Annotated in this window: 21 protein-coding genes; 12 read left to right on the top strand and 9 right to left on the bottom strand. The window is 72.9% G+C overall.

What is annotated here, in order from left to right:
* Positions 1 to 83 precede the first annotated feature (83 nt).
* Both ACFWBB_RS14950 and ACFWBB_RS14945 read left to right on the top strand, forming a co-directional pair.
* Entirely contained in the window at positions 84 to 1,457 is a 1,374-nt protein-coding gene (locus ACFWBB_RS14950) for a wax ester/triacylglycerol synthase family O-acyltransferase (protein WP_385271075.1), read from the top strand.
* A 103-nt stretch (positions 1,458 to 1,560) separates the two neighbouring features.
* Positions 1,561 to 3,069 (top strand): SDR family NAD(P)-dependent oxidoreductase, encoded by a 1,509-nt coding sequence (locus ACFWBB_RS14945; protein WP_385271072.1) that lies wholly within the window; start codon positions 1,561 to 1,563, stop codon positions 3,067 to 3,069.
* Between the two features lie 81 nt (positions 3,070 to 3,150).
* Here the strand turns inward: ACFWBB_RS14945 and ACFWBB_RS14940 are convergent, their stop codons facing one another.
* Both ACFWBB_RS14940 and ACFWBB_RS14935 read right to left on the bottom strand, forming a co-directional pair.
* Positions 3,151 to 3,909 (bottom strand): SDR family oxidoreductase, encoded by a 759-nt coding sequence (locus tag ACFWBB_RS14940; RefSeq protein WP_385271069.1) that lies wholly within the window; start codon positions 3,907 to 3,909, stop codon positions 3,151 to 3,153.
* 25 nt (positions 3,910 to 3,934) lie between these two features.
* Positions 3,935 to 4,384 (bottom strand): inositol oxygenase family protein, encoded by a 450-nt coding sequence (locus ACFWBB_RS14935; RefSeq protein WP_385271066.1) that lies wholly within the window; start codon positions 4,382 to 4,384, stop codon positions 3,935 to 3,937.
* 482 nt (positions 4,385 to 4,866) lie between these two features.
* Between ACFWBB_RS14935 and ACFWBB_RS14930 the strand changes: the two genes are divergently transcribed.
* Positions 4,867 to 5,040: a hypothetical protein gene (locus ACFWBB_RS14930; protein WP_020127513.1), complete on the top strand. Its 174-nt coding sequence runs from the start codon at positions 4,867 to 4,869 to the stop codon at positions 5,038 to 5,040.
* 64 nt (positions 5,041 to 5,104) lie between these two features.
* Here the strand turns inward: ACFWBB_RS14930 and ACFWBB_RS14925 are convergent, their stop codons facing one another.
* Positions 5,105 to 6,448, bottom strand: coding sequence for an amidase (locus tag ACFWBB_RS14925; RefSeq protein ID WP_385271063.1), 1,344 nt, complete (start codon positions 6,446 to 6,448; stop codon positions 5,105 to 5,107).
* Positions 6,449 to 6,538: 90 nt separating this feature from the next.
* Positions 6,539 to 7,255, bottom strand: a complete 717-nt coding sequence (locus ACFWBB_RS14920; protein WP_385271060.1) for a FadR/GntR family transcriptional regulator — start codon at positions 7,253 to 7,255, stop codon at positions 6,539 to 6,541.
* A gap of 221 nt (positions 7,256 to 7,476) precedes the next feature.
* On the opposite strand from ACFWBB_RS14920, the gene ACFWBB_RS14915 reads away from it, so the two are divergent.
* From ACFWBB_RS14915 to ACFWBB_RS14900, 4 genes are read left to right on the top strand one after another with little or no spacing between them, the layout of a single operon-like run.
* On the top strand, positions 7,477 to 8,232 hold the full coding sequence (locus ACFWBB_RS14915) for an SDR family NAD(P)-dependent oxidoreductase (RefSeq protein ID WP_385271057.1): 756 nt from the start codon (positions 7,477 to 7,479) through the stop codon (positions 8,230 to 8,232).
* A complete protein-coding gene (locus ACFWBB_RS14910; protein ID WP_385271054.1) occupies positions 8,229 to 9,212 on the top strand; it encodes an aldo/keto reductase in 984 nt (327 codons plus the stop codon). The genes ACFWBB_RS14915 and ACFWBB_RS14910 overlap by 4 nt, the downstream gene beginning before the upstream one ends.
* The gene (locus tag ACFWBB_RS14905) at positions 9,209 to 9,523 is read left to right on the top strand and encodes an L-rhamnose mutarotase (RefSeq protein WP_385271051.1); all 315 of its coding nucleotides are present in this window, start codon (positions 9,209 to 9,211) and stop codon (positions 9,521 to 9,523) included. Before ACFWBB_RS14910 ends, ACFWBB_RS14905 begins: the two co-directional genes overlap by 4 nt.
* Positions 9,520 to 10,344, top strand: a complete 825-nt coding sequence (locus ACFWBB_RS14900) for an amidohydrolase family protein (protein WP_385271048.1) — start codon at positions 9,520 to 9,522, stop codon at positions 10,342 to 10,344. Before ACFWBB_RS14905 ends, ACFWBB_RS14900 begins: the two co-directional genes overlap by 4 nt.
* Here the strand turns inward: ACFWBB_RS14900 and ACFWBB_RS14895 are convergent.
* Positions 10,332 to 11,753 carry a lipase maturation factor family protein gene (locus ACFWBB_RS14895; protein WP_385271045.1) on the bottom strand — a complete coding sequence of 474 codons (1,422 nt, stop codon included), beginning with the start codon at positions 11,751 to 11,753 and terminating at the stop codon, positions 10,332 to 10,334. The genes ACFWBB_RS14900 and ACFWBB_RS14895 overlap by 13 nt on opposite strands.
* Positions 11,754 to 11,937: 184 nt before the next feature.
* On the opposite strand from ACFWBB_RS14895, the gene ACFWBB_RS14890 reads away from it, so the two are divergent.
* From ACFWBB_RS14890 to ACFWBB_RS14880, 3 genes are all read left to right on the top strand, one after another.
* Positions 11,938 to 12,540 (top strand): hypothetical protein, encoded by a 603-nt coding sequence (locus ACFWBB_RS14890; protein ID WP_385271042.1) that lies wholly within the window; start codon positions 11,938 to 11,940, stop codon positions 12,538 to 12,540.
* A 63-nt stretch (positions 12,541 to 12,603) separates the two neighbouring features.
* On the top strand, positions 12,604 to 14,709 hold the full coding sequence (locus ACFWBB_RS14885; protein WP_385271039.1) for a SpoIIE family protein phosphatase: 2,106 nt from the start codon (positions 12,604 to 12,606) through the stop codon (positions 14,707 to 14,709).
* 31 nt (positions 14,710 to 14,740) lie between these two features.
* Positions 14,741 to 15,604: an Fpg/Nei family DNA glycosylase gene (locus ACFWBB_RS14880; RefSeq protein ID WP_385271036.1), complete on the top strand. Its 864-nt coding sequence runs from the start codon at positions 14,741 to 14,743 to the stop codon at positions 15,602 to 15,604.
* Between the two features lie 147 nt (positions 15,605 to 15,751).
* Here the strand turns inward: ACFWBB_RS14880 and ACFWBB_RS14875 are convergent, their stop codons facing one another.
* From ACFWBB_RS14875 to ACFWBB_RS14865, 3 genes are all read right to left on the bottom strand, one after another.
* On the bottom strand, positions 15,752 to 16,411 hold the full coding sequence (locus ACFWBB_RS14875; protein ID WP_385271033.1) for a zf-HC2 domain-containing protein: 660 nt from the start codon (positions 16,409 to 16,411) through the stop codon (positions 15,752 to 15,754).
* Positions 16,412 to 16,552: 141 nt separating this feature from the next.
* Complete coding sequence (locus tag ACFWBB_RS14870) at positions 16,553 to 17,068, bottom strand: hypothetical protein (RefSeq protein WP_385271030.1); 516 nt, start codon at positions 17,066 to 17,068, stop codon at positions 16,553 to 16,555.
* Between the two features lie 156 nt (positions 17,069 to 17,224).
* Positions 17,225 to 17,773: a sigma-70 family RNA polymerase sigma factor gene (locus ACFWBB_RS14865; RefSeq protein WP_385271027.1), complete on the bottom strand. Its 549-nt coding sequence runs from the start codon at positions 17,771 to 17,773 to the stop codon at positions 17,225 to 17,227.
* Positions 17,774 to 17,994: 221 nt separating this feature from the next.
* Here ACFWBB_RS14865 and ACFWBB_RS14860 point away from each other — a divergent pair, with 221 nt between their 5' ends.
* Positions 17,995 to 19,146 carry a CapA family protein gene (locus ACFWBB_RS14860; protein WP_385271024.1) on the top strand — a complete coding sequence of 384 codons (1,152 nt, stop codon included), beginning with the start codon at positions 17,995 to 17,997 and terminating at the stop codon, positions 19,144 to 19,146.
* Positions 19,147 to 19,260: 114 nt separating this feature from the next.
* Here the strand turns inward: ACFWBB_RS14860 and ACFWBB_RS14855 are convergent, their stop codons facing one another.
* Positions 19,261 to 19,734 carry a universal stress protein gene (locus tag ACFWBB_RS14855; protein WP_385271021.1) on the bottom strand — a complete coding sequence of 158 codons (474 nt, stop codon included), beginning with the start codon at positions 19,732 to 19,734 and terminating at the stop codon, positions 19,261 to 19,263.
* Positions 19,735 to 19,822: 88 nt separating this feature from the next.
* Between ACFWBB_RS14855 and lysX the strand changes: the two genes are divergently transcribed.
* Entirely contained in the window at positions 19,823 to 23,089 is a 3,267-nt protein-coding gene (gene lysX, locus ACFWBB_RS14850; RefSeq protein ID WP_385271018.1) for a bifunctional lysylphosphatidylglycerol synthetase/lysine--tRNA ligase LysX, read from the top strand.
* Positions 23,090 to 23,111: the final 22 nt, after the last annotated feature.

Raw genomic sequence — 23,111 nt, 5'->3', positions numbered from 1 at the left:
ATGCAGTGTTAACTGTGTGTAGCCTGATCGTACTTGACCGTAATCGCCCGGACCGGCTTGACTGCTTGCCTCACCCTTCGTCGATGCGAGGCAAGCCCGTGACTGCTGATGATCTGCTGGCGCCTCTCGACCTGGCGTTCTGGAACCTCGAGTCGGCCGAGCACCCCATGCACCTGGGCGCGCTCGGTGTCTTCACGGCGCAGTCGCCCACCGCGGGCGCCCACGCGGCCGACCTGCTGGCGGCCCGTGCCGCCGCGGTCCCCGGACTGCGCATGCGGATCCGGGACGTGTGGCGGCCGTTCGACCGCTCGGAGCCCTTCGACCTGCGCCGGCCGCTCGCCTTCGGCGGCGCGACCCGGGAGGCGGACCCCGGCTTCGACCCCCTCAACCACGTCACGCTGCACACACCCACCGCCGATTTCCAGGCCGAGGCCGGCCGGCTCATGGAACGGCCCCTCAAGCGCGGTCGGCCGCCCTGGGAGGCGCACGTCCTGCCTGCGGAGGCCGGCGGCCGCTTCGCCGTGCTCTTCAAGTTCCACCACGCCCTCGCCGACGGTCTGCGCGCCCTGTCCCTGGCCGCGGCCGTCCTCGACCCCATGGATCTGCCGGCCCCCCGGCCCCGCCCCGCCGAACCTGCCCGCCGGCTCCTCCCGGACGTGCGCCGACTGCCCGACCTGCTGCGCGGAGCCGTCTCCGACGTGGGCCGCGCCCTCGACATCGGCGCCTCGGTCGCCGTGCACACCCTGGGCATGCGCTCCACCCCCGCCCTCACCGCGGCGTCCACCGGCACCCGCCGCACCGCCGGTGTCGTCATCGACCTCGACGACGTGCACCGGATCCGCAAGGTCGCCGGCGGCACCGTCAACGACGTGCTGATCGCGGTCGTCGCGGGGGCGCTGCGCCGCTGGCTCGACGAACGCGGCGACGGCAGCGAGGGCGTCGTACCGCGTGCGCTCATCCCCGTCTCCAAGCGCCGCCCGCGCACCGCCCACCCCCAGGGCAACCGGCTCTCCGGGTATCTGATGCGGCTCCCGGTCGACGACCCGGACCCGCTGCGCCGCCTCGGCACGGTCCGCGCCGCCATGGACCGCAACAAGGACGCGGGACCCGGCCGGGGCGCCGGCGCCGTCGCTCTCCTCGCCGACCACGTCCCGGCCCTCGGCCACCGCCTGGGCGGCCCGCTGGTCAGCCAGGCCGCCCGGCTCTGGTTCGACATCCTCGTCACCAGCGTGCCCCTGCCCAGCCTCGGTCTGAAGCTCGGCGGCAACCCGGTGACCGAGGTCTTCCCGTACGCCCCGCTGGCCCGCGGCCAGGCCCTGGCGGTCGCCGTCTCCACCTACCGCGGCCAGGTCCACTACGGGCTCGTCGCCGACGCCGAGGCGGTCCCCGACCTCGACCGGTTCGCGCGGGCCCTGACCGCCGAGGTGGAGACGCTCATCACGGCCTGCGGCTCTTGACGGGAACGGGTTTGGAGGAGCGGCCCGGCGCTCCGTAAAATTCACCCTTCGAAGGCGGACTCGGTCGGAGCGCCGCACGGGTGATCAGGGAAGCGGCAGCGCGATGACGGTGACAGAGGACGGCTCGACGGCGATCACGCAGGAGGTCGTGGACGAGGTCGTGCACGGGCCCGGTATCGACCCGGAGCGGCTCGCCGTCTGCCTCGCGGTGCTGGACGAGCTCGACAAGCTGGACGTCGACCACCCGGACGCCATCGCCGTGCGCCGGGCCACCGCCGGCGTCTACCGCACCGTCAAGCAGCGCCGCCGCCAGGACCGCCGGGCCGCCAAGACCGCCCACGACAAGGCGGTCACCGAGTCCACCGCGACCGGCTCCGCCCAGCGCATCGACGACGAGACCGAGGGCATCCTGCCGTCCTCGGTCACCGAGGAGGGCCGGATCGCGGGCATACTCCAGCGGCCGCGCTCCTGTTACACCTGCAAGAACCGCTACGTCGAGGTCGACTACTTCTACCACCAGCTCTGCCCGGGCTGCGCCGCCGAGAACCGCTCCCGCCGCGACGCCCGCGCCGACCTCGGCGGCAAGCGCGCGCTGCTCACCGGCGGCCGCGCCAAGATCGGCATGTACATCGCGCTGCGGCTGCTGCGCGACGGGGCGCACACGACGGTCACCACGCGCTTCCCGAAGGACGCCATCCGCCGCTTCAAGGCCATGGACGACTCGGGCGACTGGCTGCACCGTCTGGAGATCGTCGGCATCGACCTGCGCGACCCGGCGCAGGCCGTGGCCCTCGCCGACCGGGTCGCCGAGGCCGGCCCGCTCGACATCCTCGTCAACAACGCGACGCAGACCGTACGCCGTCTGCCCTCCGCCTACGCCGCCCTGGTCGGCGGCGAGAGCGCCGCGCTGCCCGCCGGCGAGCTGCCCGCCCACCACGTCATCGGCGCCTTCGGCTCCGGCGCGGTCGACGGGCTCGCCGCGCTGCCCATCGGTACCGGCGGCCCGGACGCGCAGAAGGTCGCCGACCTCGCCCTGGTCGCGGGCAACGCCAGCATCGCCCGGCACCTGGACGGCACCGCCATCGACGCGGGCGGCCTGGTCCCCGACGTCGTCGACAGCAACACCTGGGTGCAGACCATCGAGCAGATCTCCCCGGTGGAGCTCCTCGAGACCCAGCTGTGCAACTACACGGCACCGTTCATCCTGATCAGCAAGCTCCGCCCGGCCATGGCCGCCGCCGCTGAGAAGGCGACGAGCGGGCGCGCGTACGTCGTGAACGTCTCGGCGATGGAGGGCGTCTTCGGCCGCGGCTACAAGGGCGCGGGCCACCCGAACACGAACGCCGCCAAGGCCGCGATGAACATGGTGACGCGGACCAGCGCCCAGGAGATGTTCCAGAGCGATGGCATCCTCATGACCTCGGTCGACACCGGCTGGATCACCGACGAGCGCCCGCACTACGACAAGCTGCGCCTCGCCGAGGAGGGCTTCCACGCCCCGCTCGACCTGGTCGACGGCGCGGCCCGCGTCTACGACCCGATCGTGCGCGGCGAGCAGGGTGAGGACCTGTACGGGGTGTTCCTCAAGGACTACGCGCCCGGTAAGTGGTGATGTTCGCGGGTGCGGGCGGTCTGTGACTGGCCGCACCCGTACCCGCACGGCGCGGCCGCAGGTCCGTACGACCCGTGTCCCTCAGGTTGCGACGTGCGCTCGGCGCACCTGCGTGCCGCCGTCCACCAGGAGATCCGCCCCCGTGATCCACTCGGCCGCGTCGGAGCACAGCCAGAGCACCGCCCTCGCCACGTCCTCCGGCTCGCCGATCCTTCCCAGTGGCAGTCCCGCGGCTGTCTCCTCCTCTCCCGGCTCCCATACGAACCGGGCCATCTCGGTCCGTACCAGGCCGGGGGATACGGAGTTCACCCGCACCCCCGGACCCAGTTCGCCCGCGAGCTGCCGGGTGAGGTGGAGGAGGGCCGCCTTGCTGGTGCCGTAGGCGCCCACCCGGGGTCCGGCATGGGTGGCGCCCTCGGTGCAGATGTTGACGACCACGCCGCCGTGCTCGCGCATCCAGCCCCGCCACGCGCACTGCACCAGCCGCAGCGGCGCCTCGACGTTCACCGTGAACGCGTCCCGCCAGGCGAGCGGATCGGCGTCCATGAGCGGTCCGTAGGGCTGGTTGGTCGCCGCGTTGTTGACCAGCACGTCGATCCGGCCGAACGTGTCCAGGCACAGCCGGGTCAGCTCCTGGGGGTGCTCCGGGTCCCCGACGTCACCCGCCAGCCCGACGCCGTCCAGCTCCCCGGCCGCGCGGCGCACCCCGTCCGGGTCCCGCGCGCCGACGCACACCCGCGCCCCGGCGTCGGCGAGCGCCCGTGCCACCGCCCAGCCGATCCCGCGCGTGGCCCCCGTGACGACGGCGGCCCTGCCCCGCAACCCGTACGACGACGTCATCGGCGTACCGTCTCATGACGGTCCGTCAGTCGACAGCCCCCAGGCGCGAGTTCCGCGCCGCCACCAGTTCCAGCACCGTGCGCCAGTCCTCCAGCACACCCGCGTCGAACCCGGCCGCCCGGCCGTCCTCGTCGGCCTGGCGCAGGCTGAGCAGGTCGTTGTCGGCGGTGGCGCCGTGCCAGGGGTGCAGGGCGACGAGGCGGGAGACGCGGGTGCCGAGCAGGGGCCGTACGGCGTCGGCGGCCCGTTCCGGCCGGCCGGTGGCGTCGGCGGGGCTCAACAGCCGCCCTATGGGGTGGACCAGCCCGGTGAGCTGGAGTTCCTTGTCGGCGGGACGATTCCGGCGCAGCAGCGCGGCCGTCTGCAGCGCGTGATCGTGCAGGTCGACGCCCGGTTCGCCGCGGTCCGTCGTGTCCCGCACGCCCCGGCAGGCGTACAGCAGGTCCATCAGCTCCTCGACGCTGCGCAGCTGCATGCGTCAGTCCTTCCGCGAGAGCGCCGTTGCCGGACGCCAGCAGAGCACGGCCGGCTTGCGGCCGGACGAACGGCACCTGAACTGCGCGACGGACTCGCGGGCGAGTGCGCGGCCGTCTTGAAGCGCCACGCCCATCATCGTCCCCCGAACGGGTGAACCCAGAAGGTGCATCAGGGGGTAAACAGGTTCAATTCACCTGCGGGGACATGTGGGTGACTTGCCATGGTTACCTCAAATTTTCAGCCCTATCGAGCGGCTACCCGCTCATTTGGTTACCCTGTACCGACGGACAGCAGTACGGAGTGCCACCCACACCCACGGTCCGTCATGGGACAAGCCGCTTCACAACGGCTCGCCCTCCAAGAAGTTGCCGGCGCCACCGCGTCCTTGACCGACTTGAGCAAGACCCCAGGGAGCGTCAGGCGCCGGACCGCAGACTGGCGGCACGCCCCGAGGGTGACCCGACACATAAGGAGTGCGCGGTGACACCGGAGAAGACGAATCGCGAGCAACGCCCCAAGGAACGCCCGGAGCGGGCCGGCCGCCGGCCCGGCGAGATCGGCAGCCTCGACGTGTGGGCCCGCTCCGCCCCCATCCGCCTGGCGGGCTACGAGGAGGATCTCGCCGAGCCCCACATCCTGCCCAGCGTGGACTGACCCCGCTCGTGACCGCCCGCATGGGCGTGCGTCAGGCACGCCCATGCCGGCCTCGCCGCTCCGCTCAGTCGAGCGGAGCCGTCCGCCGCCACGGCCGCAGTTCCTCCAACTGCTCTGCCAGTCGCAGCAGTTCGCCCTCCCTGCCCGGCCGGCTCACCAGCTGCACGGAGGTGGGCGCACCGGACGGCAGACTGCCGAAGGGGACCGCCATCGCGGGCCAGCCGGTCAGGTTCCACGGTGGGGTCAGCGGCGAGTAGTTCGTGTTCACCAGCACATTGCGCAGCCAGCCCCGCTCGTGCCACGGCGCCGACTCCGGTGACCGTCGCGCCAGCGCGGGGGTGAGCAGCACGTCGTACTCCGCGAAGAACGGCTCGAGACGCCGGCGCAGTACGTCCCGCGCCGAGCCGCCGCGCGCCCCGGACAGGAAACGCCGCCCGACGGCCGCGTGCACCCGGGTGCGCCGGGTCAGCAGCCGGGCGTCCAGGCCCGCGGCGTCCACGGCCGTGCCCGCCGTCCAGTGCGCGAGCGAGGTGACACCCAGCGACAGCGGATAGGGCGGCTCGGCCCGCTCCACGTGATGCCCCGCACGGACCAGCACCCCGGCCGCGTCCCGCGCCGCACCCGTGTACGGCCTGCTCACCGTGATCCCGGCCAGCGGGCTGCGCACGGAGACGGCGATCCTGAGCGCACCGGGTTCCGCGGGCGCCGCGACCTCGGTGTCCGCGAGGACCGACAGCATGAGCCGCGCGTCCTCGACCGTGGTCGCCAGCGGACCGTTCTCCGACATCCCGAACCAGTCGCCCTCGCCGATGCCGGCCGGCACGACCCCGTGGCCCGGCTTGATGGTCACCAGGCCGCAGTTGGCCGCCGGGATGCGCAGTGAGCCCATGCCGTCGTTGCCCAGCGCGATCGGCACCATGCCGGCGGCGACCGCGGCCGCGCTGCCGCCCGACGAGCCGCCCGCCGTGCGGGAGGTGTCCCACGGGTTGCGGGCGGTGCCGTGCACGCCCTCGGTGGTGCCGAAGACACACAGTTCCGGCACATTGGTCAGGCCCACGACCACGGCGCCGGCGGCCCGCAGCCGGGCCACCGTCACATGATCGGCCTCGGCCGGCGTGTCCGGCGTCGCCGCCGAGCCCGCCCGGGTCGACTCGCCCCGCACGCCGAGGTTGTCCTTGACCGCCACCGGCACCCCGGCCAGCGGGAGTCCGTCCAGGTCGCCGCGGGCGGCCAGCGCGTCGGCCTCCGCCAGGGCCGCCCGGGCCCGCACCGTACGGAACGCTCCGATCCGGCCGTCCAGCCGCTCGATCCGCGCGAGATGCTCGGCCACCACCTCGCGCGGCGTGACCTCCTTCGCGCGTACGGCGGCGGCGATCTCGACGGCGGTCCGGCCGGCCCAGCTGGTCACAGGCAGCTCCCTCGGTGTGCGTGCACTACTGGCGAGTACGTAGGAGCACTCTGCCCCGCCGGGCGTCCCGCGTCGAGAGGCGGCCGCGACTCAGGGCCCCACCTGCCCCCTGAGCCACTCCTCCACCTCGCCGACATGCGCGGCCGCCGCCGCCCGGGCGGCCTCCGGGTCCCGGGCGGCCAGGGCGCGGTGGATCGCGGCGTGCTCGCGGCGGGTGTGGGCGAAGGCGCCCTCCTCCTGGTAGCCGCGCCACACACGGGCCCGGAAGGTGCGCGAGGAGAGACCCTCGAGGATCGCCGCCATCGTCTCGTTGCCGGCGGCCTCCGCGATCACCCGGTGGAACTCCAGGTCGTGCGCGAGGATCTCCTCCGGGTCGTCCGTCGCGTTCATCGCCGCCAGGTGCCCTTCCACGACGGCCAGCTGATCGGGGGTGATGCGGGCCGCCGCCAGTGCGGTGGCCGTCGACTCCAGGATCCGGCGCACCTGGAGCAGCTCGATCAGACGTGGGCCGCGTGACAGATCGGCGACCACCCCGAACGTCTCCAGCAGGTCCCCCGCCTTCAGCGCGGTGACGTAGATCCCGGAACCGTGCCGGGCCTCCAGCACCCCGAGGACCGTGAGCGCGCGGATCGCCTCGCGCATCGAACTGCGGGAGATGCCGAGCTGGGCCGCGAGATCACGCTCGGTGGGCAGCCGCTGTCCCGGCTCCAGCGTTCCGTCGGTGATCATCGTCTTGATCCGGTCGATGGCGCGCTGCGTCACCGTGCCCTTCGCAACGGCGCTCCCGATGCGCGGGGAGTCTTCCACGTGGCCCCTCCTGTCGGCGGTGCGCCGCGGGCCGGCCACCGATGTGGTCGGACCACCTGAGCGGCGAACCCGCCTGAAAGCTACCCGGGGGGTGTTGCGGAGCGGAAGTGGTCTGATAAATATGCGGCAGCGGACCCGGAACACGACAGCTCGCCGCGGTACACGTTCCCCGGCGGCGACTTCCGGGCCGCCGACCCCAAGATCCGGAAGGAGAAGGCGGCGTGAGCGACTTCGAAGGGCTGAGGGCCCTGGTGACGGGGGGTGCCTCGGGCATCGGCCGGGCGGCCGCGGAGCTTCTGGCCGAGCGCGGCGCCCGGGTCGCCGTCCTCGACCTGGACCCGTCGGGCGTGCAAGAGCCCCTTCTCGGCCACCGCGCCGACGTCACCGACGACACCTCCGTACGGGCCGCGGTCGAGGCCGCGGTCGCCCGCCTCGGCGGGCTGGACATCCTGGTCAACAACGCGGGTATCGGCGCCCAGGGAACCGTCGAGGACAACGACGACGCCGAATGGCACCGGGTCTTCGACGTCAACGTCGTCGGTATGGTCCGCACGGCCCGCGCCGCCCTGCCGCACCTGAGGCGTTCCTCGCACGCCGCGATCGTCAACACGTGCTCCATCGCCGCCTCGGCCGGCCTGCCGCAGCGCGCGCTCTACGGCGCCACCAAGGGCGCGGTGTACTCGCTGACCCTCGCCATGGCCGCCGACCATGTGCGTGAGGGCATCCGCGTCAACTGCGTCAACCCCGGTACCGCGGACACCCCATGGGTCGGCAAGCTGCTCGACGCGGCCGACGACCCGGCCGCCGAGCGCGCCGCCCTGGAGGCCCGCCAGCCCACCGGCCGGCTGGTCAGCGCCGCCGAGGTCGCCGGCGCCATCGCCTACCTGGCGAGCCCTCTGTCCGGCGCCACCACCGGTACCGCCCTCGCCGTCGACGGCGGGATGCAGGGCCTGCGGCTGCGTCCGGTGGGCCGGTGAACCGGCTCGGGCGCAGCGGTGTCCCGGTCAGCCCGCTCGCCTTCGGCGCCGCCGTCATCGGCAACCTCTTCACCGAGGTCGGCGAGGAGCAGGCGTACGAGACGGTGGCCGCCGCCTGGCAGCAGGGCATCCGCTACTTCGACACGGCCCCGCACTACGGCCTGGGCCTGTCCGAACGCCGCCTGGGCGCGGCTCTGCGCGAGCACCCCCGCCCGCAGTACACGATCTCCACCAAAGTGGGCCGCCGCCTGGAACGGACGGACCGGGGCGGCGACGACCTGGCCGACGGCTTCGCCGTCCCCGCCACACACCGCCGGGTCTGGGACTTCAGCGCCGACGGCGTACGCCGCTCCCTGGAGGCCAGCCTGGAACGGCTCGGCCTGGACCGCGTGGACGTCGTCTACCTCCACGACCCCGACGACCACGCCGAACAGGCCTTTCGCGAGGGCTACCCGGCGCTGGAGAAGCTGCGCTCGGAAGGTGTCGTCGGCGCGATCGGTGCCGGAATGAACCAGGCGGAGATGCTCACGCGCTTCGTGCGGGACACGGACGTCGACGTGGTCCTGTGCGCGGGCCGGTACACGCTGCTCGACCAGGACGCCCGAGCCGAGCTGCTGCCCGCCGCGGTCGAGCGGGGTGTGTCGGTCGTCGTCGGGGGCGCCTTCAACTCCGGCCTGCTGGCCGACCCCCGGCCGGGCGCCACGTTCAACTACACGCAGGCTCCGGCCGAGTTGCTGGACCGCGCGCTGCGGATGAAGGAGATCGCCGACCGGCACGGCATCACCCTGCGGGCCGCCGCCCTGGCGTTCTGTGCCGCCCACCCCGCCGTCGCGAGTGTCCTGGTCGGCGCCCGCTCGGCGGCCGAGGTGCGGGACTGCGCCGAACAGTTCGCGACCCCCGTCCCCGCCGCCTTCTGGCAGGAGCTGGGGGACACGGGCCTGCTTGCCCCCGAGGAGCCGTCACCCGAGGAGCCGTCATGAGGGTCGCCCTGCACACCAGGGTCCGCGCGGAGCGCGTCGACGCGTACGAGGCCGCGCACCGGGAGGTGCCGGAGGAACTGACCGACGCCATCCGCGCCGCCGGCGCCGTCTCATGGACGATCTGGCGCAGCGGCACCGATCTGTTCCACCTGCTGGAGTGCGAGGACTACGCACGACTCCTCGCCGAGCTGGAGAAGCTCCCCGTCAACGTGGTGTGGCAGGCGCGGATGGCCGAGCTGCTCGACGTGGTGCACGACTACTCCGACGAGGGAGCCGGCGCCGGTCTGCCCGTCGTGTGGGAGCTGCCGTGACCGTCGACGCGCACCACCATGTGTGGGAGCTGTCGGTACGGGACCAGGACTGGATCGCCGAAGGCAGCCCGCTCCGGCGGGACTTCACCGTCGGTGACCTCGCACCGCAGGCCCGCGCGGCCGGGGTCGACCGTACGGTCCTCGTCCAGACGGTCACCGTGGCCGAGGAGACCCCCGAGTTCCTCGCCCTCGCGGCCGCGAGCGACCTGATCGCGGGGGTCGTCGGCTGGACCGACCTCACCCGCCCGGACGTCGCCGAGGAACTGGCCCGGCTGCGGGAGCTGCCCGGCGGCCGGTACCTCAAGGGCATCCGCCACCAGGTCCAGGGCGAGCCGGACCCGCGGTGGCTGCTGCGGGCGGACGTACGCCGGGGTCTCACAGCCGTCGCCGCCGCCGGCCTCGTCCACGACCTGGTGGTGCTGCCCCACCAGCTACCGGCCTGCGTCGAGGCGGCCGCCTCGCTGCCCGGGCTCACCTTCGTCCTGGACCACTCGGGCAAGCCGCCGATCGCCTCGGGCGCCCTGGAACCCTGGGCGTCCGACGTCCGGGCCCTCGCGGCGCTGCCCAACACGGTCTGCAAGCTCTCCGGCCTGGTCACCGAGGCCGCCCCCGGGTCCTGGGCCCCCGACGATCTGCGTCCGTACGCGGACACGGTGCTGGAGGCCTTCGGCCCGGCCCGGCTGATGTTCGGCTCGGACTGGCCGGTGTGCACACCCACCGCTTCCTACGGTGAAGTCCTCTACATCGCGCGGCAGTTGACCGAACCGAGTACCCATGAGCAGATCTTCGAGACCACCGCGGTCCGCATCTACGGCCTCTGAGCCGTCCCCGCCAGCCGCGTCGGCGGCAGGTACTCCCGTACGTAGGTCCGCCGCCAGTACGCGCCCGTCTCCCGCAGCTCCCGCCAGGTCGTGCATCGGTAGCGGAAGAGCCGGGCGCGGATGTGGCGCGGGGGCTCGTCGGACGGGAAAGGGGAGCGGCGCAGCAGCTTCAGCGTGGCCCGGTCGTTCTCCAGCAGCCGCTCCACGAGGGCGGTGAACCACGCCCCGGCGTACGCGGGGGAGAGGGCCGCGAACCACATCATCCAGTCCAGGCGGAGATGGTAGGGGGCGAACTGGCGCGGCCAGTGCCGGGGATCGCCCGGCTTGCCCCTGAACTCGTACTCCCGCCAGTCGGAGTCCTCGCGCGGTACCTCGTCGAGTGTGCCCTCGACCACCACCTCGTAGCGGATCCGGCTCACGCTGCCGAACGCGCCATAGGTGTTGACCAGGTGCAGCGGATCGAAGGAGCGGTTCATCACCTGGCGGCGGGAGAGCATGTTGACCACGGGGTGGTAGCTGAGGAGCAGCAGGAGCGCGGCCGCGGCCAGCACGACGACCTCGTACCAGCGCGGGGTGCCGGCGGCCGACCGGTGTCCGGAGGGCAGTTGGAGCGCGGGTACGGCCAGGACGATGGTGATCCAGTTCAGCCAGGCGAAGTTGCCCGACAGCACCAGCCACAGCTGGGTCAGGATCATCAGGGAGGCGGCGGCCGTCGCGATCGGCTGCGGGGCGAACAGCAGGAACGGCACGACGAGTTGGGTGAAGTGGTTGGCCGCCGCCTCGACGCGGTGCAGCGGTCTGGGCAGGTGGTGGAAGAACCAGCTCAGCGGGCCGGGCATCGGCTGTGTCTCGTGATGGTGGTAGAGACAGGTCAGCTTCCGCCAGCAGGCGTCGCCCCGCATCTTGATCAGACCGGCGCCGAACTCGACCCGGAACAGGATCCAGCGCATCAGGAGGACCACGAGGACCGGCGGGGCCACCTCGTCGTTGCCGAGGAACACGGCGAGGAAGCCCGTCTCCAGCAGCAGGGACTCCCAGCCGAAGCCGTACCAGGTCTGGCCCACGTTGACGATCGACAGGTACAGCGCCCAGGGCACCAGCCACAGCGACATCGCCGCCCAGAGGGGCAGCAGGCCGTCGAGACCGGCGATCAGCGCCACCGACACCGCGCAGCCCGTCCAGGCGCAGACCGCGAACAGACGGTCGGAGTAGCGCAGCTGGAACAGGCTCGGCGCCCGCCTGAAGGGCACCCGCTCGACGTAGCGGGGCACCGGCAGCATCCCCCGTTCGCCCAGCAGCGGCCGGAACTGGAGGGCCGCCGTCAGGAACGCGATCAGGTAGACCCCGGCCAGGGCCCGCTGGAAGACCAGTCGGCTCATCCAGTACTCGGGTGCGGTGAACCAGTCCACGGCCGTGCGCTCCTCTTCTCCGGTCCGCTCCGGTCTCGTCAGGTCGGGTCGGGCCTGACGGGCCAGGCCGGCCTGGTCACTGTGTGTGTGCGTCCCTTCCGGTTGCGTGACCCCGGCGGGTGACGCAGACAATAGTGGGCGAAACACTTCGGGGGGACGGGTCGAGACGATGCGGGAGAACGTGGTGCGACTACCCACTGCAACTCTCCTCACCGCCTGCGCGCTCTCGGCGGCGCTCCTCGTCGCCGGACGCGGCGGTGCGGGAGAGAGGATCACGATGCCGGGCACGGACACCGTCCTCCCGGCGGCCGAGGGCCGTGTCGTCTCCGGCGACCCCTTCGGCGACCGCTTCGCCGATCCCACGGCCGCCGACCAGGACGCAGGCTCCTTCACCGGGTCCTTCGCCGGCACCGGGTCCTTCGCCGGCACCGGCACCGGCACCGGGTCCTTCGCCGGCACCGGCACCGGCACCGGGTCCTTCGCCGGCACCGGCACCGGCACCGGCACCGGCACCGGCACCGGCATCGGAACCGAGCCGGGCACCGGCTCGGAGCCTGGCCTCGGAGCAGGCGATCCCGACTCCGGTGCGGAGGCGGGCCCGGGCGAGGGGCTCGGCTCCGAGCTCGCCCGCGGTGTCGCCCCCGACGCGATCGGCCCGGAGACCGTCCCGGAGGTGCCCGACCTGCCCGACGGCGGCGGGCTGATCCCCGACGGGCCCGACGAGTCCGACGCCCTGGATGCGTCCGACAGCATCTTCGGCAGCCCCGTCGACGTCCTCATGGGCTGACCGTGGCCCCGGGCCCGCCGCTCCCCGGTCGAAGAATCGGGCAAACCCTGGCAAGGTGGCCCCATGGTTGATCGGGGAGCGAGCGCCCTGTCACTCCCAAGCGACTGGCCCGCCCACCCGGATCCGATCCTGGTCCTCAACCGCATGGGCAGCTTCGACTGGGACCTGGACTCGGGGCAGTTCCACATGGACGCCCGGGCCCACGAGATCTTCGACCTGCGCCCCGACGAATACGACGGGGACCCCGTCACCCTCGCCGCCCGGGTCCCCCCGGCCGAGGGCATCCGGCTGGACGAGCTGGTCGCTCAGGCGATCAAGGACGGCAGCGAGAACTACGGCGCCTACTTCCGCCTGCGGCTGCGCGACGGCACCCTGCGCTGGACCCACACCCAGGGCTACATCCGGCGCGACGAGACCGGCCGCCCGCGCCGCATCGTGGGCATCGTGCGGGACGCGACCGACGAGCTCAGCGATCTTGCCGCCCGCCGCGACGAGGCCGACCTCGACGACGCGCGCCGCGAGCAGACCAACGTCGTCCAGCTCACCACGGCGGCCCTGGCACACGCCCGCACCGTGCGCGACGTCATCGACGTCGCCAAGGACACCCACGGCCTCACCCACCTCGGCGCGACCAGCCTGGTCATGGGGCTGGTCGAGGCCGGCCGCATCCGGCTGATCGCCGAGGGGCCGGAGGGCAGCTTCGTGCCCGGCACGCTGGTCACCCGCCTCGACGAGCCCTACCCGATGAGCGAGGTCGTGCGGACCCTGACTCCCCGCTTCATCGAGTCGCCGGAGGAGTTCGCCGACGACTACCCCGTGCTGTGGCCGCACCTCACCGATCTGAAGATCACCTCGGCGGCCTATCTGCCGCTCATCGTGCAGGCCCGCCCGATCGGCGCGATGGGCCTGCTCTACAGCGACCGCCGGGGCTTCACCCAGGAGGACCGCAACATCCTGGTCGCCCTGGGCAGCAGCATCGCGCAGAGCCTGCAACGGGCCATGTTCTACGAGCAGGAGAAGGACATCGCGCAGGGCCTCCAGCAGGCCATGCTGCCGCGCACCATCCCCAGCGTGCCCGGCGCCGACGTCGCCGTCCGCTACCGCGCCGCCACCATCGGCGGCTCCCTGGGCCGGGACATCGGCGGCGACTGGTACGACCTCATCCCGCTGCCCGGGGGTACCCCCTCCGGGGGAGGCCGGGTCGGCGCCGTCATCGGTGACGTCCAGGGCCACGACACGCACGCCGCCGCCGTCATGGGCCAGCTGCGCATCGTCCTGAGGGCCTACGCGGCCGAGGGCCACCCCCCGGCCACCGTGATGGCCCGCGCCTCCGTCTTCCTGCACGAACTCGACACGGACCGCTTCGCCACCTGCCTGTACGCGGAGGTCGACCTCTCCACCGGCGTCGTCCAGGTGGTCCGCGCCGGGCACATCGACCCGCTGCTGCGCGGCCTCGACGGGACCTGCCGACGCCTCCAGGTGCCCGGCGGACTGCCGCTCGGCCTGTCCGCCGAGTTCGGCAGCCTCGACTACCCGGTCGCCACCGTGGAGCTCGACCCCGGCCACACGCTGCTGCTGTGCACCGACGGCCTGGTCGAGCAGCCCGGCGCGGACCTCGACGACGGCATGCGGGCCCTGGCCGCGCTGATCGCCGCCGGCCCCGAGGACGTCCGTAAACTCGCCGACCAGCTCATCGAGGTAGCCGAGGAGCGCGCCGGGGACGACGACGTAGCCCTGCTCCTGCTGCGCCGGCGCGGCCCCGACGGCCCGCAGGCCGGGAGCCGGCTCCAGCAGCATGTGGCCCCCGGTGACCCCGAGGCCCTCAGCGAGGCCCGGCACATGATCCGCGCCGCCGTCCGCACCTGGGGCGCCCGGGACCGCTCCGACGAGATCGAACTTGTCGCCGACGAACTGATCACCAACGCGCTCATGCACACCGAGGGCGCCGCGATTGTCACCCTGCGGGTGCTCACCGGCACCGAACAGCGGCTGCGCGTCGAGGTGGAGGACTCCTCCAGCGCCCTCCCGCGCCGCCGCGAGGCGGGTGAGTCGGGGGTTTCCGGGCGGGGCCTGCTGCTGGTGGACCTGCTCGCCGACGAGTGGGGCGTGGAGGCGCGGGGCGGCGGCAAGTGCGTGTGGTGCGAGTTCGTGGTGCCGGAGCGGAGCTGAACACTGCGGTCCGCGATGGCACTCTGGACGTATGCCGGAGCTCCCCGAGGTCGAAGCGCTCAAGGACTTCCTGGCCGAACATCTCGTCGGCCACGAGATCGTCCGTGTACTGCCCGTCGCGATCAGCGTGCTGAAGACGTACGACCCGCCCGTCACCGCGTTGGAGGGCCGCGAGGTCACCGCCGTGCGCCGGTACGGCAAGTTCCTCGACCTGGCGACCGGTGACGGCCCGCACCTCGTCACCCACCTCGCCCGGGCGGGCTGGCTGCACTGGAAGGACCGGCTCCCGGACGGTCCGCCCCGCCCCGGCAAGGGACCCCTGGCGCTGCGGGTCGCCCTGGAGACGGGGGAGGGCTTCGATCTGACGGAGGCCGGCACCCAGAAGCGGCTCGCGGTGTACGTCGTCGACGACCCGCAGCAGGTCCCCGGCGTCGCCCGGCTCGGCCCCGACCCGCTCGCCGCCGGGTTCGACGAGGCCCGCTTCGCCGCGCTCCTCGCGGGTGAACGGCGGCGGCTGAAGGGCGCCCTGCGCGACCAGGGACTGATCGCGGGCGTCGGCAACGCGTACAGCGACGAGATCCTGCACGTGGCGAGGATGTCCCCGTTCAAGCTGGCGGCCTCGCTGACACCGGAGGAGACCCACACCCTCTACGAGGCCCTGCGCACGACGCTCACGGAGGCGGTGGAGCGCTCGCGGGGCCTGGCCGCGGGTCGCCTGAAGGCCGAGAAGAAGAGCGGCCTGCGAGTGCACGGCCGGACCGGCGAACCCTGCCCGGTCTGCGGCGACACCATCAGGGAGGTCTCCTTCAGCGACTCCTCGCTCCAGTACTGCGCCACCTGCCAGACGGGCGGCAAGCCCCTGGCAGACCGGAGGATGTCGCGGCTGCTGAAGTAGCCCGGCGGGGGTCGGAGCGGGTCCCGGCCGCCGAGCCAGTGGTTCCAGATACGGGCGGTGTGTCGCCGCCCGGGGCGCCCCGCCCCGCTCGGCCCGTGTCGGCACCGCGTCGACATCGAAGTGACCTGAACTCACTCCGTGCCGACGTCAGTGGGACTCGAGCGTCACCAGGTGCTCTCCGGCCGCCGTGCGCAGCTCGTAGCGGAGGATCTCGTCGGGGTGCCAGGCCGCGGCGCCCTGCACCGTGTTGGGGCGGGCGTCGTGCTCGGGGACCGTCCAGCTGGTGACCGTCTGCTCGGAGCCGTCGAGGCCGATGGCGATCAGGCGGCAGGAGCGGGGACCCGCCCCGTCCTTGACCTCCAGCTCCACATGGCTGCCCCAGGCCTCGTTCTCGGTGGTGACCTGCGCCCAGACCCCGGACTTCTCGTCCGTCGCGGTGACCCGTGCGGCAGTCTCGCCGCCGCTGCCGCCGCCCGCCATCATCGCGATCACGGGGCCGGCCAGGGCGACCACCACCGAGGCGGCCACGGCGTACAGCACCCGGCGGCGCACGGCCCGGTGCCGGGTCGCCACCTCGGCGAGCAGCCGGTCGAGCAGCTGCGGGCCGGGCCCGGCGAAGGGGTGCACGGCGCGCGGGGTGGCGCGCCGGTAGAGCATCATCTGCCGGGCGGTCGGGCCGAACTCGGTGACCTGCGCCGCACATTGAGGACACTCCATGAGGTGGTCCTCGAAGCGGAAGGCTTCCGCTTCGTCCAGCACGCCGAGCGCGTACGCGCCGACGTCGCGATGCCTTTCCAGGGACCTCATGCCGAAACCTCGTGCCGTTGAGTGCCAGTGGGGTTACTCCTTGCTCCCACCGGTACGCACCCGGCCGACGAATCACTCAAGCCGCGTACCGAATCGTGACCCAGATGTTCGGAGCGGTCCGGTCCGCGGATTGGTGTGATTCTAAAAAAGATGAATCGCCAGATGGCCGAGAGGCAGCCCCAGCTGCCAGGCGGGCGTCCAGACCTTGGGTCCGTCGTCCTCGCCGGCCACCGGCGCACCGCCGGGCACCGCGTTGAGATCGGGAGCGAGCAGCTCCGTCTCCTCCAGCCAGCGCCAGGCCGCGGCCGCCAGGTCGAGATCGGGAGCCGGTCCGTCCGACCGGGCGGCCTCGGCCCTCAGTTGAGACATACGTTCCGCGACCCAGTCCTGCCACGGCTGGTCGTACGCCGTGAGCGAAAGCCAGGTCTCCAGCTGAGTGACGACCCGGATGCCGGGCAGTTCGCCGTCGGTGTCGGACAGGAAGATGGTGAGCGCCAGGGCGTCGCGCCCGGCGCGGAACTCGAAGGACGTCGGCGGCATCAGATCGCCGGTCCGCAGCAGTTCGTCGGCGATGTACTCGGCGTACAACCAGGCCATGGGGACGGTGAGTTCACCGCCGCCGGTGCCGTCCGTGCTCTGGTGACCTCTGTGCAGCATCCCTTCCTGCCTTCCTCCGGTGCTTGCGCTCGCCCGTTGCCGGGACGCAGGGGACCCGGTCACCGGGCCCCGTCCGGAACACGGATAAGGACACCCGATTACCCCGAGGGGGTCCTCGGCAAGGCGCTTTACGGAGACTTGACCCAGGCGTGGGTTTCAGCGCAGGTCGGCCGCGTATCCCGGAAGCACCCGGCGCAGGGCGCGCAGCGCGTAGTACGCGCGGGACTTCACGGTACCGGGCGGAATTCCGAGGGCTGCGGCGGCCTCCGCCACACTGGCCCCCTGGAAATACACCAGCACCAGTACTTCACGGTGCTCCGGAGTGAGTGTCTTCACAGCCTCGCGCACATCGAGGGTGGCGGCCGCCCGCTCGGCGTGGTCGGCGCACACGGGCGCGTTCTCCAGTAAGGCGTCGCCGACCTCCGCCGGTCGCGCCTGCCGGGCCCGCCGCGCGTCGATCGCGAGCCGCCGCCCTACGGTGAGCAGCCAGGGCCGTACGGAGTCGAAGGTGTCGGCGCGCAGGGCCTCGGGATGCTGCCAGGCGCGTACCAGGGTCTCCTGGACGAGGTCCTCGGCGCGCTGGCGATCGCCGTCGGACAGCCTCAGCAGCAGCGCGAAGAGCGGTCGGCCGTGCTCGCGCTGGAGCACGGCGAGCTCGTGCTCGGCGGTCGTCGTCCTGGCGTGGAGGGTGGTTCCGGCGGTCATGGGCGTATGGCACCGCAGTGCGCCGGTTCGGGACAGGGCGCGCACACGGCTCTGCGACGGACGGTCGATCGCGTCGACGAACGGTCCGACGAACGGTCCCGGCTACGCCGATCGCGGGCATCCGCCTGGACGAAGGGAGCGCCGGGGCGGGCCGTCACCTCCCATGGACTAGTACTCATACATGCGCAAATATGACAATGCCTGGAAAATGGGGTGACCCGGTGATCGCACGCAGACACCAGGTGGCCCTGGCCCTGACGGCTCTCCTCGCCTCGGCCGCCGCCTGCCAGGCCCGCGACCCCGGGGCGGCCGAACCGCCCGGCCGTCCGGCGCCGCCCGCCGCCCGCGGCTTCACCCTCGTCGCCACCGGCGACATCCTCCCGCACACCGGCATCATCGACCGCGCCCGCTTCGACGCCGGGGGCACCGGCTACGACTTCCGCCCGATGTTCGCCGGCGCCGAACCCGTCGTCGCCCGCGCCGATCTGGCGCTGTGCCACATGGGGACCGTGTACGGCGCGAACGGCGCCTACACCGGCTACCCGTCCTTCACCTCCCCGCCGGAGATCGCCGATGCCCTTGCCGCCACCGGCTACGACGGCTGCGCCACGGCCTCCGACCACAGCCTCGACGACGGCGCCGCCGGCGTACAGCGCACCCTCGACGCGCTCGACGGCGCCGGCGTACGGCACGCGGGCACCGCGCGCACCGAGGCCGAGGGCAACTCGGTCACGCTCCTGCGCGCGGGCCCGGCGAAGGTCGCCCACCTCGCCTACACCTACGGCACCAACGGCCACCCGCTCCCGCAGGGGCAGCCCTGGACCGTCAACCTCCTCGACGGGAACCGGATCGTCGCCGACGCCAAGGCCGCCCGGAAGGCGGGCGCCGACGTGGTCGTCGTCTCCGTGCACTGGGGCACCGAATGGCAGGACGCGCCGGACGACAGGCAGCTCACCCTCGCCCGCACCCTCACCGCCTCCCGCACGGACGGCCGCCCCGACATCGACCTGATCCTCGGTACGCACGCCCACGTCCCCCAGGCCTACGAGAAGGTCAACGGCACCTGGGTCGTCTTCGGGCTGGGCGACCAGATCGCGGGCGAGATGTCCGGCAACCAGGGTGTCCGGGACGCGCGCGGCAACCAGTCCACCGTCGCCCGCTTCACCTTCGCCCCGCCCGCCCGGCCCGGTGGCCGCTGGGAAGTGCGCAGGGCCGAGTTCGTGCCTCAGATGTTCGACATCGACGCGGGCCGGCTGGTCGACCTCGACGAGGCCATCGCCCAGGGCGCCGGCGTCGCGGGGGTACGCGACCGCATCCGGCAGGTCGTCCTCAGCCGGGGCGCCGCCAAGAACGGGCTGGTGATGGGCCGGTGAGCCCGGTGACAGGAGCCCGTGGGCCGGCCGAGGGCCACGCGGCACCGTGCCCGCGGGCCACGGCGCGGTGGCCGGGACTGCGGCACGGTGGCCGCGGCTGCGGCACGGCCGGGGCTACGGCACCACCGTCACCGGCCAGCGCCCCGCCTTCACCAGCCGCACCGCGACGGATCCCACGATCCGGTGGCCGGCCTGTTCGGAGGCGCCCACCACCACCGCGTCCGCCGTCAACTGCTCCGCCGCCTTCACGAGGCCGCTGTAGGGGTCGCCGCGGAAGGTGTGGAACTCCCAGCGCACGTCGAATATCCCCCGGGTCCGCTCGGCGGCCTCCCGGATCTGCGCGACCAGACCCTCGGCGATCTCGTCGGTCGTCTCCGCGACCGGCACCCCCAGCGCCGCGCCCGCCGCCAGCACCGGCTGCACGTACACCACGGCGAGCAACGCGTGCTGGCGCCGGGCCAGGCCGCCGGCGTAGGCCGCGGCCCGCAGCGACGGGTCGGAGCCGTCCACGCCGACGAGAATGACCTTCGGCCCGTCCGTGCCCCGCTCGAACTGGTGCGCTGGCTGCTGCGAGTGCTGTTCCGTCACGGCCCAGAGGCTATCGGAAGCCGCAGGTCCGCCCGGTGCGCGGGCCGCTCGACGAGCGGGGCGGCCCCGGGGTTCCTACAGTCGGAACATGAGTGCCACCGTGGAGACCGCCACGGCCGAAGCCGGCCGGGGCCCGGCACGGCGGCCCGCCGGCCGCCTCCTCGGCCGGGTGCCCGAAGGCTTCGCGGCCTTCTTCGGCTCCCTCGGCCTGCTCTGCGTCCTGCTGGCACTGGTCCCGCCGCTGCGCCGTCTGCTGCGCCCGGTCGTCCGCTTCCTGGACCTGCTGATCGTCCCCGTCAGTGCCAACCTGGCCTACGCCGTCTTCCTCTTCCTGCTGGCCGCCGCCACCGCCGCCCGCAAGAAGGTCGCCTGGTGGCTGGTCGTCGTCTACCTCGGCCTGCTCGTCCTCACCGATGTCCTCGGCGTGGCCGTCGGCCTGTACGCGGAGTCCGTCCCGTCCCTGGTGGTGTGCGCGCTCGCGCTCCTCCTCCTCGTCGTCGCCCGCGGGGAGTTCTACGCGGCCTCCCGCCGCGCGGCGGTCCGGCGGGCGCTCGCCGTACTCCTCGTCGGGCTGGTCCTGGCGATCCTCGCGGGCTGGGGCCTGGTGGAACTGTTCCCGGGCACCCTGCCGCAGAGCCAGCGCCTCGGATGGGCCGCCAACCGGGTCCTGGGCGGCCTGGTCTCCGCCCGCTCCTTCGACGGCCGCCCACCCCGCCCCCTCTTCTTCCTGCTCGGCCTCTTCGGCGCCCTCGCCCTGCTCAACGCCGCCGCCACCCTCTTCCGCTCCCAGCGGATGGAAGCGGCCCTGCACGGCGACGAGGAACCCCGCATCCGGGCCCTGCTCAAGGCCTATGGCGACCAGGACTCCCTCGGGTACTTCGCCACCCGGCGCGACAAGGCCGTCGTCTTCTCACCCAGCGGCAAGGCCGCCGTCACCTACCGCGTCGAGACCGGTGTCTGCCTGGCCAGCGGGGACCCCGTCGGCGACCGGGAGGCCTGGCCGCACGCCATCGCCGCCTGGCTGGACGCGGCCCGCCGCCATGCCTGGTCGCCCGCGGTCATGGGCGCCTCCGAGGACGGCGCGAAGGCCTTCGCCCGCGCCGGACTCGGCGCCCTGCAACTCGGTGACGAGGCGATCCTGCCGGTCGCCTCCTTCGACCTCGGCGGGCGCGAGATGCGGGTCACCCGGCAGGCGGTGAACCGGGTGCGCCGCACCGGGGCCTCCTGCCGGGTCCGCCGCCACCGCACCCTCACCGACCAGGAGATGGAGGAGTTGGTCGGCCGCGCGGACGCCTGGCGCGACACCGAGACCGAACGCGGCTTCTCCATGGCCCTGGACCGCCTCGGCGACCCCGCCGACGGCGACTGCCTCCTCGTGGAGGCACTGGACGGCGACGGCCGGCTCCTCGCCCTGCTCTCCTTCGTCCCCTGGGGCCGGGACGGCATCTCCCTCGACCTCATGCGCCGCGACCGCTCCGCCCCCAACGGTGTCATGGAGTTCATGGTCGCCGACCTGTGCGCGGCCGCCCCGAAACTCGGCGTGCGCAGGATCTCGCTCAACTTCGCCGTCTTCCGCTCGGCCTTCGAGGAGGGCGCCCGCATCGGCGCGGGACCGGTCCTGCGGCTGTGGCGCCGACTGCTGCTCTTCTTCTCCAAGTGGTGGCAACTGGAGGCCCTCTACCGCTCCAACGCCAAGTACCACCCCGAGTGGTACCCGCGCTTCCTCTGCTACGCCGACGCCGGCTCCCTCGCCCGGGTGGGCCTCGCCTCCGGCATCGCCGAGGGCTTCGTCTCCGTACCCTCGCTGCGCAAGCTCTGGGGCAAGCGGAACGCGAAGGGCGGGCCCCGTCCCGCCACCACCGAGGGCCTGCCGCCGCTGACGGCGCTCGGCCTCGACGGAGGGGACGAGGCCGGGGGCACCGGTCCGGACGCGGGTCTGCCCGAGCAGGTCCGCGTCCGGCACCACAAGCTCGCCCGGCTGCGCGCCGAGGGCACCGACCCCTACCCGGTCGGCGTCCCGCCCCGCACCCGCACCCTCGCCGAGATCCGCCCGGGAGAGACGGTCACCGTCGCCGGCCGGATCATGCGGGTACGCGACTTCGGCGGCATCGTCTTCGTGACCCTGCGCGACTGGTCCGGCGACCACCAACTCGCCCTCACCCGGCACACCCTCGGCTCCTTCAGGACCGCCACCGACCTCGGCGACCACCTCGCCGTCACCGGTACGGCGGGGACGAGCGACAAGGGCGAACCCACCGTCTTCGTCACCTCCTGGCAGCTCACCGCCAAGTGTCTGCGGCCTCTGCCCGACAAGCGCCGCGGCCTCACCGACCCCGAGGCCAAGGTCCGCATGCGCTATCTCGACCTGGTCGCGAGCCCCGCCGCCCGCGACGTCGTCCGCGCCCGCTCGCACGCCGTGCAGGCGCTGCGCCAGGGCCTGCTGCAGCGCGGCTACCTCGAGGTCGAGACCCCGATGCTGCAACAGATCCACGGCGGCGCCAACGCCCGGCCCTTCACCACCCACATCAACGCCTACGACCTCGACCTCTATCTGCGCATCGCCCCCGAGCTGTACCTCAAGCGGCTCTGCGTCGGCGGTCTGGAGAAGGTCTTCGAGATGGGCCGCACCTTCCGCAACGAGGGCGTCTCCTACAAGCACAATCCCGAGTTCACGATGCTGGAGGCCTACCAGGCGTACGCCGACTACGACGTGATGCTCGACCTGGCCCGCGAGCTGATCCAGGGAGCGGCCACGGCCGCCTTCGGCTCGCCGGTCGCCCGCAAGGACGGACAGGAGTACGACATCTCGGGGGAGTGGCCGGTCCGGACGGTCCACGGCGCGATCTCCGAGGCGCTCGGCGAGGAGATCGACGCCGACACCCACCTGGCGGTTCTGCAGCGGCACTGCGACCGCGCCGGAGTTCCGTACACACCGGACGACGGCCGGGGCGACGTCGTCCTGGAGATGTACGAGCGACTGGTCGAGGAGCGAACCCAACTCCCCACCTTCTACAAGGACTTTCCCACCGACGTCTCCCCGCTCACCCGGCAGCACCGCACCGACCCGCGCCTCGCCGAACGCTGGGACCTGGTCGCCTTCGGTACCGAACTAGGCACCGCGTACTCCGAGTTGACCGATCCGGTCGAGCAACGCCGAAGGCTCACCGAGCAGTCACTGCTCGCCGCCGGCGGGGACCCCGAGGCGATGGAACTCGACGAGGACTTCCTCGACGCGCTCGAGTACGCGATGCCGCCCACCGGCGGCCTCGGCATCGGTGTCGACCGCCTGGTCATGTTCCTCACCGGCCTCACGATCCGCGAGACCCTGCCGTTCCCGCTGGTGCGGCACCGCTGACACCGGCTCGCGCCGACCGGGT

Source organism: Streptomyces sp. NPDC060000, from assembly GCF_042737375.1.
In the GTDB taxonomy this organism is placed as follows: Bacteria; Actinomycetota; Actinomycetes; order Streptomycetales; family Streptomycetaceae; genus Streptomyces.
The sequence above is the reverse complement of the archived record's forward strand: the minus strand, read 5'-3'. Positions and strand labels throughout refer to the sequence as shown.

Bases quoted from the DNA above. Each gene is read 5' to 3' on its own strand.
- ACFWBB_RS14950 (WP_385271075.1), top strand. From the start codon at position 84: ATGCGAGGCAAGCCCGTGACTGCTGATGATCTGCTGGCGCCTCTCGAC.
- ACFWBB_RS14945 (WP_385271072.1), top strand. From the start codon at position 1,561: ATGACGGTGACAGAGGACGGCTCGACGGCGATCACGCAGGAGGTCGTG.
- ACFWBB_RS14940 (WP_385271069.1), bottom strand. From the start codon at position 3,909: ATGACGTCGTCGTACGGGTTGCGGGGCAGGGCCGCCGTCGTCACGGGG.
- ACFWBB_RS14935 (WP_385271066.1), bottom strand. From the start codon at position 4,384: ATGCAGCTGCGCAGCGTCGAGGAGCTGATGGACCTGCTGTACGCCTGC.
- ACFWBB_RS14905 (WP_385271051.1), top strand. From the start codon at position 9,209: ATGAGGGTCGCCCTGCACACCAGGGTCCGCGCGGAGCGCGTCGACGCG.
- ACFWBB_RS14885 (WP_385271039.1), top strand. From the start codon at position 12,604: ATGGTTGATCGGGGAGCGAGCGCCCTGTCACTCCCAAGCGACTGGCCC.
- ACFWBB_RS14880 (WP_385271036.1), top strand. From the start codon at position 14,741: ATGCCGGAGCTCCCCGAGGTCGAAGCGCTCAAGGACTTCCTGGCCGAA.
- ACFWBB_RS14875 (WP_385271033.1), bottom strand. From the start codon at position 16,411: ATGAGGTCCCTGGAAAGGCATCGCGACGTCGGCGCGTACGCGCTCGGC.
- ACFWBB_RS14870 (WP_385271030.1), bottom strand. From the start codon at position 17,068: ATGCTGCACAGAGGTCACCAGAGCACGGACGGCACCGGCGGCGGTGAA.
- ACFWBB_RS14865 (WP_385271027.1), bottom strand. From the start codon at position 17,773: ATGACCGCCGGAACCACCCTCCACGCCAGGACGACGACCGCCGAGCAC.
- lysX (WP_385271018.1), top strand. From the start codon at position 19,823: ATGAGTGCCACCGTGGAGACCGCCACGGCCGAAGCCGGCCGGGGCCCG.